The sequence below is a fragment of the Nocardia farcinica genome, from assembly GCF_001182745.1.
In the GTDB taxonomy this organism is placed as follows: Bacteria; Actinomycetota; Actinomycetes; order Mycobacteriales; family Mycobacteriaceae; genus Nocardia; species Nocardia farcinica.
Window position 1 is genome coordinate 2129524 of sequence record NZ_LN868938.1, and the last position, 16598, is coordinate 2146121.

Genomic DNA, 16598 nt, shown 5'->3' on the forward strand with positions numbered 1-16598 from the left:
CGGGGTCAGTCGCGCTGGTGGGCCACCAACGCCGCGTGCTCGTCGTCGGCGACATCGCGCGCCTCGTCCACGAGCAGGACCGGGATGCCGTTCTCGATCGGGTAGGCGCGGCGCAGGCGGGGGTTGTAGAGAACGTCGGCGCCCGCGTTGTCACGGACCAGCAGCAGCGGCCCCTTGTCCTGCGGGCAGGCCAGCAGCTCGAGCAGAGTGGGATCCAGGACGGTGCGCTCCGACATGGTGGTGAACCTACCCGACCGGCTCGTCGGGTGCGGCGACCGGCCGACGCCGGAACGAGATGTGGCGGTGGCCGAAGAAGCTCGCCACCGCGACCACGCCCATCACGACCACCGCCGAGGGCTTTTCGGGCAGCCCGCACACCGACACCGCCAACGAGAGCAGCGCCATGTTCAACACCAGTCCGCCGGAGTTCACGGCCACGAAGCCGAGGAAATCGCGCAGCACTCGCCCGCGCACGCGGAACACCAGCGTCCGGTGCAACACGAACGCGACGGTGATGCCGATGGCGTAGGCGAGCGCGACGGCGGCCGAGGGCGCCCAGGGCCGGTCCGGCAGCACCGTCAGCCACGCCACGGTGAGCACCATGCCGAGCACCGTGTTGAAGCCGCCGATCAGCGCGAAGCCGACCTCCTGCCTGCGCAGGACGCGCCGGAGGGCGGCCACCGCACCGGCCCCGGACGTCGGGTCGAGACCGGTGCTCATGCCCGCACGTCCACCGGGACCCGCTCGGGCACCCCCGGTTCGGGATCATCGCCGGCGGGCCTGCGCGTGGACCGCACGTACCACCACTGCATCAGGCCGAGCCCGACGAGGCCCGCCGCCATCGCGGCGATGCCGATCTTCCAGCCGGGCGGCCGCCAGGTCAGCACCAGTTCGGCGTCGGTGGTGCCCGGCGGCAGGTCCACCGCGACGAACGACTTGGCCACGGTGGTGATCGGCACCGGCGTGCCGTTCAGCGTCGCCCGGTAACCGGGCCACCCGAGCCGGGCGAAGACGACCTGTCCGCCCTGTTCGGCGCTGACCCGCACCCGGCTGGTGGTGTCGGTCTCGTCGATCGAGGTGGCGGTCGCGTTCCTGGTGTGGGCGATCCGCCCGTTCACCGTGGACACCGGGCCGTCGACCCGTTCGAGCACCGCGATGTAGCGCTCGTGGCCGGGCTGGTCGACCCATTTCCAGCCGTCGGGCGCGGGCTGGTTCGGCACGTCGGGGAACAGGGCGCGCTGCAGCACCACCCGGTCGACCTTCATCAGGTCGACCAGTGGACGGCCGGTGCTCGGTTCGGGCGCGAACACGCGCCGGTAGGCGTCGGGGCAGACGCTGCTGTCCCAGCGCATGCACAGCAGTTCGCCGAAGTAGAAGTAGCCGGTCGGGGTGTAGCCGTTGACGTAATCGCGCTCCAGCGCGCGGGCGTAGTTGCCGAACACCAGCGAGCCGTAGGCGCCGTCGAGCGAACGGTCCTGCGGCTGCAACAGGCCGCGCTCGCCGAGTTGCAGGGTGGTGCCCTCGAAATCGGGGAAGGCGGCCTTGGCCTCGCCGCGGTCGGCGGGCAGGTTCCACGCCATCGGGGTCGGCTGGGCGTCGCGCACCTGCAGGTAGGCGATCGGGAACATGGCGACGATGGTGAGCGCGCACGCCGCTGCCACGCCGCGGGTCCCCGCGAGCCGGACCACGGCCACGCCCAGTGCCGCGACGGCGAGCGCGGAGAGCACGTGCCAGCCGACGTCGTGCGGGTCGGCGGAGAAGGTGCGCACGAACAGCGCCAGGATCAGCAGGCCCGCGGCGACGGACCGGCCGCGGCGGTCGCGCAGCGTGCCGTAGCGGCCGAGCAGCACGCACACCAGCACCAGCAGTCCGATCGCCAGCATCGGCAGCACCCGGGCCGGCCAGCGCAGCGGCCCGATGGTGCCGGGGCCCGCCGTCCACATCAGCATCATCCCGGCGAACAGCGCGACCGCCAGGTATTCGCGCCAGCCCCGTCCCGCCCGTCGCCAGTCGACGAAGGCCAGCGCCGGGATCACGAACCAGGCGATGTAGGTCATCGGGATCGGCTGCACATACCCCCACCAGGAGGTGAAGGCGGGCATCGCGCTGGGCAGGCTGGCATTGAGCGATTCCGACCAGGGCACGGTCAGGAACTGGTCGTTGATGATCTGGGAGGTGCCGCGCCAGGTGACCTTGGCCGAGAGGATGCTGGGCAGGAAGGTCAGCAGGCCGGCCAGGCCCGCGCACGCCGAGACCAGCGTCAGCCGCAGCACCGGCTGCCATCGGCGCTGCCGGACCAGCTCGGCGACCGCGACCGCCGCCAGCATCAGCACCGCCTCCACGGCCGGGAAGATGTACTGGGTCGAGATGGTCAGATAGAGGAACACGAACACCGGGATCGGGCCGGCCAGCCCGCGGGTGTACCGCACCGAGGACGCCCACGCGTGCACCATCCAGGCGGTGCCGGTGAGCGCGGTCATCCAGCTGGCCTGGTCGAAGAACAGGAAGAAGCCCGACAGCGGGAACGCCACGCCCGCCACCGCCGACCACGCCGGGCGGGCGCCGTAGACCAGGCAGATCCGGTACACACCGAGCGCGGCGATGATCGAGAAGATCAGCTTGACCACCGTCGCGTACACCGCGACGTTGTCGATCGAGGGCGCGATGAGGTCGATGAGCAGCTGCGGGGGGTTGTACAGACCCGCGTCGTCCATGGTGTTGTTCCCGGCCATCCACTGCTCGGGCACCATCACCGGGAACGTGCCCTCGCGCAGGGCCCGGCCGAGCCCCACCCACAGCGCGGTGTACTGGGATTCGGTGTCGTCGGTGAAATAGTGCCTGGCATTGGCCAGCAGCACCGCCGCATACCCCGCGATCACCCCGGCCACGGTGACCAGACCCCACCGCAGGACGTCTCGTCGCGAATCCCCGCCCGCCGGCGCCGCGGCCCCGGACTCGGCCACAGCCCCGTGCACTGCACTCTCGGTCACGAGTTCCCAACCCTACATGCGGGTGTCCGGCTTGGCATCGGCGCTCGAATATGCCGATGATGACGGGATGAGCAGCGCCGGAAGCCCTGAATCGCAGCGTGTTAGAGTGGCCCGCGGCTCGGGCTCCGCTGTTCGGCGGGCAGTACCGGCACGCACCGTCATCGAAAGTCGATCCAGCTGATGCCGATTCCCACCGCACGCCCGCACTCCGCCGATTCCGCGACGAACGGCAGGCCCGCCAGGCCCGGCGTCGACCGCCCGCACGGCATCTCCGTGGTGGTGCCCGTCTATCGGGGCGAGCAGACGATCGGACCGCTGGTGGCGGAACTGCACCGGCTCACCACCCGCACCGCCACCCCCGCGGGCACCGACTACGTGGTCGAGGAGATCGTCCTGGTCCACGACAACGGCCCGGACCGCTCCGACGTGGTGCTCCAGGAACTGGACCAGCGATATCCCGAGGTCCGCGTGGTGTGGCTGAGCCGCAACTTCGGACAGGACGCCGCCACCATCGCGGGCATGTCGGTGGCGCGCGGCGACTGGATCGTCACGATGGACGAGGACGGCCAGCACGACCCGCGCTTCATCGGCGCCTTCCTCGACGCCGCGCTGGCCCAGCGCGCCGATCTGGTCTACTCCAAGCCGGTCAACACCCGCCCGCACGGCTTCTTGCGCAACCTCACCTCGCGCGGTGCGAAGATCGTGCTGGCCACGGTGTTCGCGTTCCCGGATTCGACCAGGTTCGAAAGCTACCGCCTCATCCGCGGTGACATCGGCAGGCAGCTGGCCGAGGTCGCCTCCAACGGCGCCTATCTCGACGTCGCGCTGACCTGGGTGGTCGGCCGGGTCGCGCAGGAGCCGGTGGTGCTGCGCGCGGAGGGCCGCGAGGAGTCCGGATACAACTACCGCAGGCTGTTCTCGCTGTTCTGGAAGATGGTGCTGTGCAGCGGCACCCGCGGCCTGCGGCTGGTGAGCATGCTGGGCGTGACGCTGGCGCTGGCCGGCGGCGTCATGGCGGCCTACGTCGTCTACAAGGCGCTGACCACCTCGCAGTGGGCGCCGGAGGGCTGGGCCTCGATCATCGTGGTGCTGCTGCTGTGTTCGGGCGCGATCCTGTTCTCCCTCGGCCTCATCGCCGAGTACCTGGGCGTCGCCCTGCACATCCTCGTCGGCAAACCGCTGTTCCTCACCGTCGCCTCGCCGACACCGCGCCCGGGCGAGCCCCCGGCGCCGACCACCACCGTCACCAGCAGGGGGACCGAGCGGGTTGAGCACTGACCGGGTCATCTTCAGCAGGCCGTACCGGGCGCGCCGGGAACTGGCCAATCTCGCGACGGTGCTCGCCTCCGACCACAGCCACGGCGACGGCCCCTTCACCGCGTCGGCCACCGCCAAGCTCCGGGCGATCACCGAGGCGCCGCACGCACTGCTGACCACCTCGTGCACGTCGGCGCTGGAGATGGCGGGCCTGCTGCTCGAACTCGGCCCCGAGGACGAGGTGATCGTGCCCAGTTTCGCGTTCACCTCCACCGCGACGTCGATGGCGTTGCGCGGAGCCACCTGCGTGTTCGCCGACATCGACCCGGCCACCGGGAATCTCGACCCCGAGTCGGTCGCCGCGGCGATCGGGCCGCGCACCAAAGCGGTGGTGGTCATCCACTACGGCGGCGTGGCCGCCGACATGGCCGGGCTGCTCGAGCTGGCCGCGGCTCACGGCTTCGCGATCGTCGAGGACAACGCGCACGGCCTCGGCGGCCGGTGGCGCGGCAGGCCGCTCGGCACCATCGGCACCCTGGGCACGCTCAGCTTCCACGACACCAAGAACGTGCACTGTGGCGAGGGCGGCGCGCTGCTGCTCACCGACGACATCCTGATGGGCCGCGCGGAGATCATCCGGGAGAAGGGCACCGACCGCGCCCGGTTCCTGCGCGGCGCGGTGGACAAGTACTCCTGGCAGGACATCGGCTCGAGCTACCTGCCCAGCGAACTCAACGCCGCGGTGCTCGACGCCCAGCTCGACGAGTTCGACCGCATCCAGGCGGGCAGGCACCGGGTGTGGAACGCCTACGCGGCGGGCCTGCCGGACTGGGCGGCGCGCAACGACGTCCGGCTGATGTCGGTGCCCGCCGACCGCGAACACACCGCCCATCTGTTCTACCTGCGCACACCCACGGAGCAGCGCCGTGACGACCTGATCGCGCATCTGGCCGCGCGCGGCATCTCCGCGCCGTTCCACTATGTGCCGCTGGACTCCAGCCCGGCCGGGCTCAAGCTGGGCCGCACACCGTATCCGTGTGTGCGCAGCGCCGAGTTCTCCGGCACCGTCGTGCGCCTGCCACTGTGGCCCGATCTGGCCGACGCCCAGGTCGAGCGGGTGATCGAGGCCGTCACCGCGTTCACGGTGTGAACGCACGCCGGGTCGGGCTCAGGTCGCGAGCACGTAGAGCTTCTCCCGGCCGCCCGCGATCAGCTCGTCGCGCACGATCCGCGCCCGGTATCCGCGCATCAGGTCGGCCAGGCTCGCCTCGGTGAACCGATGCGCCTGGGAGCCGTCGCCCGCGTCGGTGAAGCGCTGGCCGATCAGCGCGAGCAGCCGGTTGCGGCTGGTGGCCAGATTGCGCACCGGCTCCGCCAGCACCACCCGCTCGCGGGCCGCGGCCAGCATCCGGTCCAGCACGGGGGCGGCGTCGGGCAGGAAGTGGTAGAGGCTGGCCTGCATGATCACCACGTCGGCCGGCGGCAGCGGCTGCGACGAGCGCATGTTCCAGACCCGCCCCGCTCCCCCGGCCCGCGTCACACCGGCGACGAACTTCTCGTTCAGGTCCAGCCCCGTGTAGCGCACGTTCCGGTGCCGCAGGTACCGGGTGTAGAGAGTGGCAGGCCCGCAGCACACATCGAGCACGTCGGCGCCCTCGGGCACCAGGTCCGCGATCGCCCGGTACCGCGCCGCGTAGTGGCGGCCGTACAGCCCGCGCATCATCAGCTCGTAGACGGCGCGGTTGCGGTAGATGAGGCTGGTGCTCACGAAATCGGACCCCTGAACAGTCGTCGGTTGCGCGGGCACCGTCGCCCGCGCACCACTATGCCAGTTCCGGGCGGGCCCGCCGGATCGGCGCCTGCCGCAAGGACTTTGCCCCGCCTCACTCGCCGAACAGGGCGCGCGCCTCCGCCTCGGTGAGCACCTCGTAGGACTCCGTCTCGCGGTGGTACCACCAGGTGTCCGGCCCCGGCCGCGGCCTGCCCGCGGCCCGCACGGCACTGGTGGAGGGCCGGTAGGAGGCGCTGCGCGGGATCTCGTCGACCACGTACACCAGGTCCGGCCGCTGATCGGGGTCGAGCGCCCGCATCGCCTCGGTGACGTCCTTGGGTTCGAGCTGGAAGCCGCGCCGCACGCACACCGCGGCCACCGCCAGGCAATGGTCGCCGAGGTCGAGGCCGTAGGCGACCTCCATGTCCACGGCGGCGATGTCGTTGAGCACGTCCACGATGGGCTGGCCGAACACCGGGCCGCGCGGGGTCTTGATGACGGTGTCCTTGCGGTCGACCAGCCAGTAGTCGCCGTCGCTGTCGCGGCGGAAGAGGTTCTCCGTCGGCATCCAGGCGTCGCCGGGGGCGAACACACCGCGCAGGCCGCCCGCCGAGAGGTCGACACCCTCGGACGCCTTGCCGATCAGCAGTCCCACTTCGTTGTCGGCGCAGCGACGGGCGAACCCGTTGTCGTCGGTGCGGATGCGACCCTCGACGGGGTCGTAGGCGACCAGTTCGACCCGCGCGGTGCCCGGCACCGGCCTGCCCTTGCATCCGGCCTTGACGCCCTTGACGTTGGCCAGCACCACGTCACCCTCGATCGAGGCGTAGAACTCGAGCACGCGGGCCGGTTCGAACTGCTCGGTGGTGCGCCGCCACAGGCCGGCGGGCATGCCGGAACCGATGAACAGCCGGATCGGGTGGCTGTGCCCGGCGGGGAAGACCTCCGCGTCGAGGATGTCGCGCAGCATCGTCCAGGTGTAGGTCACCACCGTGACCCCGTAGCGGTGCACCTCCTCGGCAAAGCGTCGCGGGTCGAGCGAGCGGGCCAGCGCGATCCGGCTGCCGCCCGCCACCGCGCCGCCCAGGCTCACCAGCAGGCCCGACGAGTGGTGCAGCGGGGCAAGGCAATACACGGTGTCGCGGCGGTCGAGGTCGGCCGAGGTGGCGGTGCCGAAGGCCGACAGCGCCCAGCGGTGGTTGGTGACGTACTTGATCTCCAGCTTGTCACCGGTGCCGGTGACCAGCACGAACGCCAGTTCCCGCGCCAGCCCGGGGTCGGGCTGGTACCAGGCGGGCAGCCGCACCTGCGCCGGGTCGATCTGTTCGAGGTCGATGACCTCGGCGCTGGCCGGTATGTCCAGGCCGCGGGATTCGCCGCCGCCGAGCACCAGGACCCGCGCGCCGGTGCTCGCCGCGTGCCGCAGGTTCTCCGGGTCGGCGATGACGGTGTCGGTCTTGGTCAGCTCCATCGCGCGGCCGAGTTCGCCGCCGGGGGCCAGCAACACCGCGACCGCGCCGAGCCGTGACAGCGCCGCCACCGCCACCAATGCGCTGGGCCTGGTCTCCATCACCACACCGACGCGGGTGGCGGGCCGGATGCCGACGGAGATGAGCCCGCGCACCACGTTGTCGATCCGGACGTCCACCGCGGCGTTGGTGTGCACGCGGTCGTCGAAGAGGAACAGTTCGCGCAACGGCGCCCGGCGGGCCTGCTCGGCCAGCAGCAGCCCCAGCGAGATGCGGGTGTTGGGCTGGATCATGCCGAGCCGGGTCAGTCGCGGCAGCGCCCGCGCCGCCTCCCCGGCCAGCTCGAACGATCCGCGCAGCGCACTGCCCGCCAGGCCCTCGAGCGCCTTGCCCATTCCGGCGCCCGCCTCGGCCAGCGCCGCCGCCGAATTCACGATCCGGGTGGCCGCCGAGCGCGGCGCGTTGCTCGCCGTGTGCTCCGACATCGGGCAGATCTCTTCGGGCAGCGGCTGATCGCCGTCCATCCACTCGATCCAGCGCTGCACGAGCGGCCAGGTCTGGTTGGTCGCCACGCTACCCGCCACGAGCCCGAAATGCCCGGCGTACAGGGTGGATTCGTAGACTTCGGCGTTCGGTGCCGCGCGCACGATGCCGCGCACCGCGGCGGGCTGGCCGATGTCGTCGACCTCGCCGACGAAGGCCAGGATCGGGCACTTCAGTTCGGCCAGCGAGATGGGCTGGTCACGGATGACGAAGCCGCCCAGCATCATCCGGTTGTGCGCGACGAACTGCTTGAGCAGATCGGCCACCGCCGGGCCCGCGTAACCCACCCAGCCTTCGCTGTTGAGGAAGCGGCGCTGCCGTTCCTTGGGCAGCAGCGCCTCCCGGTCGTGCAGCTGGCGCAGGAAATCGATGCGCGCCTTGGCGGTCTTGACCGGGTCGAGCAGCTGGAAGCCGACCCGCACCATCGAGTCGGTGATCGGCAGCCGGGTCACCACGTGGTCGGCGAGGAAGTCGGCGAACTCCGAGACCAGGCCGTAGGGCAGCCCGAACGGCACGCCGTTGACGATGTCGACCGGGCTGCCGAAGGTGACGATGCTCGCCACGCCCTTGCCGTGCCGGTACGCGGTGGTCTGGTAGGCGAACATGCCGCCCTGCGAGTAACCCATCAGGTGGACCTCGGCGCCGGTTTCCGCGCAGACGGTGTCGATGGCGCTGCTCACCGCGAGCACGTGATCGGCCAGGTCGCGCTCCCAGCCGCCCTCCTCCAGCGCGGGCGAACCGAAATCGACCACCCAGCAGTCGATCCCGCCGCGGTGCAGGATGCCGACCGCGCCGCCCTCGGCGTTGACGTCCCAGATGTCGGCGTTGACCATCAGCGGCGGCACCAGCAGCGCGACCGGCCTACCGGGTGCGGCGTCGTCGGGGAAGTAGTGCCGCAGCCGGTACATGCGCTTGCGCTCGACGACCTCGAACGGCGAGGACTCCACACCGTGGGCGAGGCCGCCGAAACGGATCACCTCCAGACCGTTCTGCGCGGTCGCCATCAACCGCCGCACCGGCCCCACCACATCCTTCGCACTGAACTTCACGATCGCTCCTGGCCCTACCGCACTGCCCTACTGCACTGCCCTACCGTGCTGTGACACGCACCACACGACGCCGACGCGTACCACCGAGCTTTCCACACCGTGCGACCATTATGTGTCCGGCGTGGCCGTACCCCGTGCCCGATCCAGGTCACACCTCGGCCCCGATAGGGTGGGGTGGTGACCGAAACCCTCGTCCAGCCGCGCGCCGACCGCGAGGCCATGCCCGTCGAGCTCGTGGACGAGGCAGGCCGGGCGGTGGGCGCCTGCCCGGTCGCCGAGGCGCACCGGGATCCCGGCAAGCTGCATCGCGCGTTCTCCGTCCTGCTCTTCGACACCGCCGGGCGGGTACTGCTGCAACAGCGGGCCGCGGTCAAGACCCGCTTCCCGCTGCTGTGGGCCAACACCTGCTGCGGGCACCCCGCGCCCGGTGAGTCCGTCGAAGCGGCGGCCGCCACCCGCCTGGCCGAGGAACTCGGCGTCGCCGCCGGCCTCACCGAGGTCGGCGTCTTCCGCTACCGGGCCGCCGACACCGCCACCGGGCGCGTCGAGCACGAGTGGGATCACGTGCTCATCGGCACCCTGGACACCACCCCGCACCCGGACCCGGCCGAGGTCGCGAACCTGCGCTGGGTGCCGCCCGCCGAGGTGCGGGCGAAGCTGGCCGCCGAGCCCGCCGCGTACACCCCCTGGCTGGCCGAGGTGCTCGAGATCGCCGACGCGGCGTATCGGGAGTCGGCCGGGCGCTGATCGCCGGCCGGCGCGAATTCGGGCGTTCGCGGCCCGGCCCGCCCGGTCCCCAGCGACGACAGCACGGCCGAGCATGCCGGGCGGGCGACACGGCGCATCTACATAGTCGAATGCGCATATCCTGGTATCGCCACCCCACCCGAGACTTGGGGAATTCACAGGAACGCCACAGCCTGACACCAGGGCTGCCCGGCACCCTGGGAAAGGTACGAGTTACCGAGGTGGGAGCGAGGTGCGCCAATGGTCGAGATCGAGGTCACGGGCACGACGGTGACGGTTCAGGTGGTCGGCGGACACCGGTTGCTCTCCCTACGCGAGCGGCTCACCTTCGACCTGCGCGACATCGCCGCGGTCGGTCCGGCGTCGGTGGATCTGCGACCGCCGTGGGTGCGCGCGCCCGGCACGTTCTTCCCCGGCGTGATCGCGGCGGGCACCTTCCGCGGCAAGGGCCGCAAGGAGTTCTGGGACACCCGGTTCGACGGCAGCGCGGTACAGATCGAGCTGACCGGCGGCGAGTTCACCCGGCTCGTGGTCGACGTCGACGATCCCGACTCCACGTTGCGCGCCCTGCGCCGGGCGGCGGCGGCCTGAACCGAGCGCCCGGACTCCGGTCGTCCGGGCACCGGACACGGCGGGCGGTGGCACGAGGTGGCCACCGCCCGCCGTCTCGTCCGCGCTCCCCCGGTCGGCTCCTAGTCTGGGTCGGGACCACCAACGAGAGGGGACCGCGGTGACCGCCGATTCCACACCGTCCGCCGACACAGCGCACACCGACTCCACATCGCACGCCGATCACGCGGCCCAGCGCGTCGACCGCCGGTTCGTCCGGCTCGTCGCCGAGTTCGACCGGCTCTTCCGGCGGCCCGGCGACGGGGGCGGCGCGTTGACCGTCTACCTGCACGGCGAGCCGGTGGTGGATGTGTGGGCCGGGTTCGCGCGGCCGGGTGTGCCGTGGGCTCGGGACACGGTGGCCGTCGCCTATTCGACGGGCAAGGGGGTGGCCTCGACCCTGCTGCACCGCCTGGCCGAACGCGGCCTGCTCGACTACGACCATCCGGTGGCCGAGTACTGGCCGGAGTTCGCGGCCGCGGGCAAACAGGACATCACGGTGCGCCGGCTGCTCACCCATCGCGCGGGCCTGCACCGGCTGCGCGGACTGCTGCCCGGCCCGGTCGAGCGCTTCTTCGACGACGAAGCCGTCACCGCGGCGCTGGCCGCGGCCACCCCGGACCCCCGCCACACCACCACCAGCGGCTATCACGGCATCAGCTTCGGTCACCTGGTCGCCGAGCTGGTGCGCCGGGTGTCCGGCGGGAGTTTCACCGAAGCGCTGCGCACCGAGCTTGCCGAACCGCTCGGCATCGAGGACCTGTGGTTCCGGGTGCCACCGCAGCAGCGGCACCGCATCGCGACCAACTTCCCCACCCTCACCGTGGCGGGCATGAGCTGGGAATCCAGCGCGCGGCTGATGGGCAGGACGCGCCTGTCGGCGGCCGCCGACACCACCCCGCGCGGTTTCGCCGAGATCATGTCCGACCCGCGCCTGCACGATTCGGTGATGCCGGGCGTGAACGGTGTCTTCTCCGCCCGGGCGCTGGCGCGACTGTACGCGGCGCTGGCCCTGGGCGGCACGCTCGACGGCGTCCAGCTGTTGCGGCCGGAGACCGTGGCGCAGATCCGCACCCGCCAGGTCTTCACCCCCGACTACGTGCTCGCCTTCCGCATTCCGTGGGCGCTGGGCTACCACGGTGTACCGATGAAACCGTCCCGCGCCGAGCCGATCTCGGCGTTCGGGCACTTCGGCCTCGGTGGCTCGGGCGCCTTCGCCGATCCGGAGACGGGCATGTCGCTGGGGTTCGTCACCAACCGGCTCGGCGGCAAACTGACCCCGCTCGGTGACGCGCGGCTGGCCCGCCTCGGCGCACTCGCCCACAACATCGCCAAACGGTCCGGCTGAGCCGGAGTCAGTGCGTGCCACCCAGTTCCAGCGCCAGCACCCCGAGGATCACCAGCCCGATGCCGCCGACCTGCACCAGCGTGAGACGTTCGTTCAGGAACAGCACACCGATCAGGGCGATGGCCGCCACCCCGACCGCGGACCAGATCCCGTAGGCGACGCCGATCGCCATGCCCCGCTTCAATGCCTGGGAGAGAAAGTAGAACGCCGCGCAGTAGCCGACCACCACGACGATCGACGGCGTGAGTTTGGTGAATCCCTCGGAGAGTTTCAGCGAGACTGTCGCCGTCACCTCGGACGCGATGGCCAGCGCCAGCAGGAGCAAGGTCATGGCCGCAGCCTAACGACCCGCCGACACGACCGAGTGAATCGCCGGTGGGCGGCCGTCCATGTTCCACACTGGACGGTGATGCGCAGGAGGTGAACAGCCGTGCGGGACGCCTTCGTGATCGGTCTGGTGGTGTTCGTCGCCGTCCTGGTGGTGGCGGGGCTGTTCGTGCTCCAGCCGATGTACCGCCGTTCCGACCGGCCCCGGCGTAACACCTTCGCCCAGTGGGCCGCGAGCCACGGCTGGCACTACGACGAGGGGGTCCGCCCGGCCTGGGTGGCCCGGTTGCCGGGGCGCGACGGCGGCGGCGTGGCCTTCACGCTGACCGGAGTGGCCGAGGGCCGCCGGGTGACGGTGGCCGAGTACGGGTTCGACACCCACCGGTTCGTCGTCGTGGTCGTGCACCTCGACCGGCCCTATCCCCCGATCGCCGTGCTCGACCGGTCGCTGTCCCTGCAACTCGGCGACGCCCACTACGGCGCCACGCCCCTCCACACCGGCCACGCGGGCTTCGACCGGCGGTTCCGGGTCACCGCCGTCGACCGGCAGTACGCGCGCCTCATGCTCGACCCCGAGGTGGTCGAGGCGCTGCTGGCCGACCTGGTCCCGCGCTGGAGCCTGGCCGGTCGTGACCTGCTCACCTACGACCTGGGCAGGCTGCGCGATCCGGCCGCCGTCCCCGGCGTGGTCGCCCCGCTGTCGCGGCTGGCGGATCTGTTGGAGGAACGCGCGCGAGCATGAGCCGAACTCGGCCCGACCAGCACCGCCGCCACCGGCACAACACCCAGGCAGACCGGCCATGACCACCGGCGAGCGGGCGGCAGGCATGTGAGGCGGTCAGCAGGCACGTACACGGTGGCCGAGGTTCTCGACCACCGTGCACGCCCACGCCTTCTCGATCTTCCACGCACCGGCGTCGAGGACGAACGGCACCTCGCCCGTCGACGGAATCTCGACGCCCGCCACCGAGGTCCGCGTCACCGCGATGACCCGGTCCGGCCCGGCGACGCGCACGTCCACCACCCGGTGCCGGTGGGCCGGCACGTCGGCGACGAGCACCATGTTGCCCTCGGCGAGCCGGGGCCCGTCCGCGTCGTCGCCTTCCACGAGCCCGATCTGTTCCGCGCGGGGCACCCGCGGATCGGTCGCCTTCACCAGGGTGGCCTCCAGGTCCGCCGGGGTCGGCACCGCCGGAGCCGCCGGGACGGGACCGTCCCCCCGGTCGACCCCGACGAGTGCGGCGAGGCCGGCGCCCGCCGTCACGATCGCGGCGCCCGCCAGTACCGGATATCGGCGTCGCACGCTGCCTCCGTTCGCCGTGGGAACACGTCACTGCTCCTCGACGGTAACCTCCGGAAGATACGGACGGGTGAGGATCTCGAGCCCGTGTCCGGCCGGGTCGAGGAAATACACCCCGCGGCCGCCGTGCCCGTGGTTGATCTTCCCCGGCTGCCTGCGATGCGGATCGGCCCAGTGTTCGATGCCGCGCTCACGCAACCGGCGATACGCGCGATCGAACAACGCGTCGTCGACGAGGAACGCGTAGTGCTGGAATTGGATGTCGACGGGCGGTTCCGCGAACTGCAGCAACACCCCGTCGGCGCAGCGCAGATTGGTGAACACGCCCCAGGACGGGGCATCACGCAATTCCAGGATCTCGCGGTAGAAGGCGGCCGATTCCGCCCGGTCGGCGGCCGCGATGATGGTGTGGTCGAATCGTGCGGACAATGAAATCTCCTGCCTGAAAGTGGATTCGGTGTGAACTGAATCGCGGCAGGAGGTGGGGCGCGCGCGACGGCGCACCGGAGGGACTGGCCCGTGCCGGGCCGCGCGGCGCTCAGGTGAGCGCCGGGTCACCCATCCGTGCGTGGCACAGTGCCGTCCCGGTCGTCATCGCGAGCGAGCACAGCCGACCAGGCGCGGCGCCGTCACCCGGTGATCCACTTCCAGACCCCGGACAGGCCGCGCTCGGCGCGCGGTGCCCGTGGGCGCGGCCCGGCGCGCAGCTCGTCGTCCAGGTCGATCACGACGCCGACGTGCTCGCGCAGCACTTCGAGTTGCCCGTCCAGGTGGTGGCGGCCGGGCACGAACACCGCCTCGGCGCCGTGCCGGTCGACCTGGTCGAGCAGCCGCTCGATGCGGTGCGTGGTGGCAGCGGTGAAGACGATCGTCTTGCGCAGGTTGTAGCCGAGGCGCGGCGCGAGGTGGCGCATCCTGATCTCGTCCCAGGGCTGCCGGATGCCCGACAGGTCGGCGCGCAGATATCCGAGCGCGGGCGCGAAATGATAGAAACTCACCGCGCACCCACCTTTTCCCGGCGCCCGGCCGCCGACCACGAACGCTCGTCGGAGATCGTCACAGCGCTCCTCCTCTACCGTCCCGTCGTGAAAGTGTCTCGGTTGTAACGACATACGCGGTGATCGGCGAACCCGGCAGCGGCACCGTGCCGTTCGGCCCGGCACGGCGGTGGCCGCATATCCAGCATGGGCGCACGCGCGGAAATGCGGAACTGCCGTAGCGGTGTGTTCCACTGCCCTTCCGCCGAACTTCGACCCGGACACACCGGCCGGTCACCGTTTCACTCGGACGACCAATTCCCCTGGGGCGCAGCAATTCCTCCGCATTCGCGGAGCGAGAAAGCACGCCGGGTTCGCCCGGTCACTCCATCTCGTCGACCGCGTGCTGATACGCGAGCGCGGCACGTTCGAAGTAGTCGAACAGCACCGCCCGTTCCTCGGCGCTGTATCCGGCGATAAGTTCGGCGACGCGACGGCGCGCGGGGGCGAGCGCACGGTCCAGTCCCGCGGGCCTGCCGACGGGTTCCACCACCACCTTGCGCCGGTCGTCGGCATCGGGTACGCGACGCACGTATCCGTCCTTCGCCAATCGGTCGATCAGCCGCGTGGTCGGTCCGGTCGTGAGCCCCGTGCGCGCGGCGAGTTCCCCGGGCGTCATGGGCCCGCTCAACTCGAGGATGTTCAGCGCGTAGAGGTCGGTGGCGCCGAGGCCGCAGGCCTTCGCCCCGGCCTGAGCGTGCAATACGACAGCGCTGAGGTAACGGCGATAGACCTCGCGCGACTCCGCCGAGCCGTCCGGTGTTGACACTTCGACCCCTCGTCCCTAATATCTTCCTTGACGCAGATACTTCGTCAAGGACGTAACTTCTTACGGGCAGAAGAATAACATGGAGGACATCTCATGCTGATCGGTGACACCCCCGGGGTCGACGCCCCCGCCACACCGAAGCCACGTCTGCGCCGCGTTCTCCGCACGGTCGGCGCTGCGACCGCCCTGGCCGCGCTGGCCTGCGGGGGCGCCTACCTGTGGCTGGATCGCACCGCCGAGGTCCGGGACACCGGTGTCGATCACTGTCTGGACCTGCGCCCGGAAGCTGGCAGCGTCGAGAGCCTGCGGGGCGTGTGCACCACCCTCACGGCGATGACCGAGGCCTGGAATCGCAACGACGCCACGGCCTTCGGCGCGGTGTTCACCGAGAACGCCACCTACACCACCTACCTGGGCACCCATTACCGCGGCCGCGCCGACCTCACCGCCGCGCACGAGGCACTCTTCGGCGGACTCCTCGCGGGCACGAAGCTCGCCGACGCGTTCCTGGACGCGCGCTTCTTCGGTGACGACGTCGCCGTGGTCACCAGCCGCGGCGACACCTACACCGGCGAGCGACCCACCGATCTCGGCAAGACCCAGACCTACACGATGGTGCGCGAGGCCGACGGCGCCTGGCGGATCGCGAGTTTCCACAACACCCAACGCCGCCGGGCGCTGGAGCGGATCTCGTTCCTGGTCGCCCCGGACACCGCGCCTGCCGCCGAACGCTGACCCACCCACCCCGAGGAGAACACCGTGACCACCGATATCGACGCGATCCACGCCCTGCTCGCCCGCAGCCGCGACGCGTGGCGCCGGGGCGACGGCACCGCCTACGCGGCGTGTTTCACCACCGACGCCACCGACGTCACCTACACCGGCACGGTGTACCGCGGCGCGGCGGAGATCGGCCGGGTGCATCAGGAGTTGTTCGACAGCTTCTTGAAGGGGACCCGGCTCTGGAGCGAGGTCCTCGACATCCACCGGCACGGCCCGGACACCGCCGTGGTCGTCACCGCCGGGGAGTCGGCGGCCCGCCGGCCGCGACGGCTCGGCAAGCGCGTCACCTACACCCTGGTCCGCGACCACGATGGCGAATGGCGAATCGCCGCACTGCAGAAGACGCAGCGCAGGCGGGTGCTGGAAGGAATCACCTTCCTGGTCCGGCCGGGCGCGCGGCCGGGTCGGCGCTGACCGTGCCGCAGTCCACCGACCGGGCAACGACCTTGACCGGCACCGGCGATCACCGAACCGATCCCCGCGATGTCCGGGCGGCCGGCCACGACAGCCCCGACCCGCTGCTCGCCGACGCGGCGGGCGACGAACGCAACGTCGTGCCGACCCCGACCCGGCCAGGCATCCCCGGTGCCTCGGGCTCC

The 16598-nt window shown here is 71.2% G+C and carries 18 protein-coding genes; 8 read left to right on the forward strand and 10 right to left on the reverse strand.

What is annotated here, in order from left to right:
- Window positions 1-5: 5 nt before the first annotated feature.
- From AMO33_RS10380 to AMO33_RS10390, 3 genes are read right to left on the reverse strand one after another with little or no spacing between them, the layout of a single operon-like run.
- A complete protein-coding gene (locus tag AMO33_RS10380) occupies window positions 6-236 on the reverse strand; it encodes a Trm112 family protein (RefSeq protein WP_060592294.1) in 231 nt (76 codons plus the stop codon).
- A 10-nt stretch (window positions 237-246) separates the two neighbouring features.
- Window positions 247-720, reverse strand: a complete 474-nt coding sequence (locus tag AMO33_RS10385) for a GtrA family protein (RefSeq protein ID WP_011208516.1) — start codon at window positions 718-720, stop codon at window positions 247-249.
- Window positions 717-2879, reverse strand: coding sequence for a hypothetical protein (locus tag AMO33_RS10390; protein ID WP_076573660.1), 2163 nt, complete (start codon window positions 2877-2879; stop codon window positions 717-719). The genes AMO33_RS10385 and AMO33_RS10390 overlap by 4 nt, the downstream gene beginning before the upstream one ends.
- A 291-nt stretch (window positions 2880-3170) precedes the next feature.
- On the opposite strand from AMO33_RS10390, the gene AMO33_RS10395 reads away from it, so the two are divergent.
- Together AMO33_RS10395 and rffA are read left to right on the forward strand one after the other, a co-directional pair.
- Complete coding sequence (locus AMO33_RS10395) at window positions 3171-4268, forward strand: glycosyltransferase family 2 protein (protein ID WP_170916129.1); 1098 nt, start codon at window positions 3171-3173, stop codon at window positions 4266-4268.
- Window positions 4258-5397 (forward strand): dTDP-4-amino-4,6-dideoxygalactose transaminase, encoded by a 1140-nt coding sequence (gene rffA / locus AMO33_RS10400; protein ID WP_060592298.1) that lies wholly within the window; start codon window positions 4258-4260, stop codon window positions 5395-5397. Before AMO33_RS10395 ends, rffA begins: the two co-directional genes overlap by 11 nt.
- 18 nt (window positions 5398-5415) lie before the next feature.
- Here the strand turns inward: rffA and AMO33_RS10405 are convergent, their stop codons facing one another.
- Both AMO33_RS10405 and AMO33_RS10410 read right to left on the reverse strand, forming a co-directional pair.
- A complete protein-coding gene (locus AMO33_RS10405) occupies window positions 5416-6015 on the reverse strand; it encodes a class I SAM-dependent methyltransferase (RefSeq protein ID WP_060592299.1) in 600 nt (199 codons plus the stop codon).
- Window positions 6016-6130: 115 nt separating this feature from the next.
- A complete protein-coding gene (locus AMO33_RS10410; RefSeq protein WP_060593416.1) occupies window positions 6131-9034 on the reverse strand; it encodes an acyl-CoA synthetase in 2904 nt (967 codons plus the stop codon).
- Between the two features lie 222 nt (window positions 9035-9256).
- Here AMO33_RS10410 and idi point away from each other — a divergent pair, with 222 nt between their 5' ends.
- From idi to AMO33_RS10425, 3 genes are all read left to right on the forward strand, one after another.
- Window positions 9257-9826, forward strand: a complete 570-nt coding sequence (idi, locus tag AMO33_RS10415; protein ID WP_229434957.1) for an isopentenyl-diphosphate Delta-isomerase — start codon at window positions 9257-9259, stop codon at window positions 9824-9826.
- 240 nt (window positions 9827-10066) lie between these two features.
- Complete coding sequence (locus AMO33_RS10420) at window positions 10067-10417, forward strand: hypothetical protein (protein WP_060592302.1); 351 nt, start codon at window positions 10067-10069, stop codon at window positions 10415-10417.
- Between the two features lie 139 nt (window positions 10418-10556).
- On the forward strand, window positions 10557-11783 hold the full coding sequence (locus AMO33_RS10425; RefSeq protein WP_060592304.1) for a serine hydrolase domain-containing protein: 1227 nt from the start codon (window positions 10557-10559) through the stop codon (window positions 11781-11783).
- Window positions 11784-11790: 7 nt separating this feature from the next.
- Here the strand turns inward: AMO33_RS10425 and AMO33_RS10430 are convergent, their stop codons facing one another.
- Window positions 11791-12114, reverse strand: a complete 324-nt coding sequence (locus tag AMO33_RS10430; RefSeq protein WP_060592306.1) for a DMT family transporter — start codon at window positions 12112-12114, stop codon at window positions 11791-11793.
- A 99-nt stretch (window positions 12115-12213) separates the two neighbouring features.
- On the opposite strand from AMO33_RS10430, the gene AMO33_RS10435 reads away from it, so the two are divergent.
- Window positions 12214-12852: a hypothetical protein gene (locus tag AMO33_RS10435; RefSeq protein ID WP_060592307.1), complete on the forward strand. Its 639-nt coding sequence runs from the start codon at window positions 12214-12216 to the stop codon at window positions 12850-12852.
- Window positions 12853-12948: 96 nt separating this feature from the next.
- Here AMO33_RS10435 and AMO33_RS10440 read toward each other — a convergent pair whose 3' ends face one another.
- From AMO33_RS10440 to AMO33_RS10455, 4 genes are all read right to left on the reverse strand, one after another.
- Window positions 12949-13413 carry a hypothetical protein gene (locus AMO33_RS10440; RefSeq protein WP_060592309.1) on the reverse strand — a complete coding sequence of 155 codons (465 nt, stop codon included), beginning with the start codon at window positions 13411-13413 and terminating at the stop codon, window positions 12949-12951.
- A 27-nt stretch (window positions 13414-13440) separates the two neighbouring features.
- Window positions 13441-13839 carry a VOC family protein gene (locus AMO33_RS10445; protein ID WP_060592311.1) on the reverse strand — a complete coding sequence of 133 codons (399 nt, stop codon included), beginning with the start codon at window positions 13837-13839 and terminating at the stop codon, window positions 13441-13443.
- A gap of 200 nt (window positions 13840-14039) precedes the next feature.
- A complete protein-coding gene (locus AMO33_RS10450) occupies window positions 14040-14408 on the reverse strand; it encodes a hypothetical protein (protein WP_011208503.1) in 369 nt (122 codons plus the stop codon).
- A gap of 361 nt (window positions 14409-14769) precedes the next feature.
- Entirely contained in the window at window positions 14770-15216 is a 447-nt protein-coding gene (locus AMO33_RS10455; protein ID WP_060592313.1) for a MarR family winged helix-turn-helix transcriptional regulator, read from the reverse strand.
- A gap of 93 nt (window positions 15217-15309) precedes the next feature.
- On the opposite strand from AMO33_RS10455, the gene AMO33_RS32170 reads away from it, so the two are divergent.
- Together AMO33_RS32170 and AMO33_RS10465 are read left to right on the forward strand one after the other, a co-directional pair.
- Window positions 15310-15951 (forward strand): SgcJ/EcaC family oxidoreductase, encoded by a 642-nt coding sequence (locus AMO33_RS32170; protein ID WP_170916130.1) that lies wholly within the window; start codon window positions 15310-15312, stop codon window positions 15949-15951.
- 24 nt (window positions 15952-15975) lie between these two features.
- Window positions 15976-16413 carry an SgcJ/EcaC family oxidoreductase gene (locus AMO33_RS10465; protein WP_060592315.1) on the forward strand — a complete coding sequence of 146 codons (438 nt, stop codon included), beginning with the start codon at window positions 15976-15978 and terminating at the stop codon, window positions 16411-16413.
- The last annotated feature ends 185 nt before the right edge of the window (window positions 16414-16598 follow it).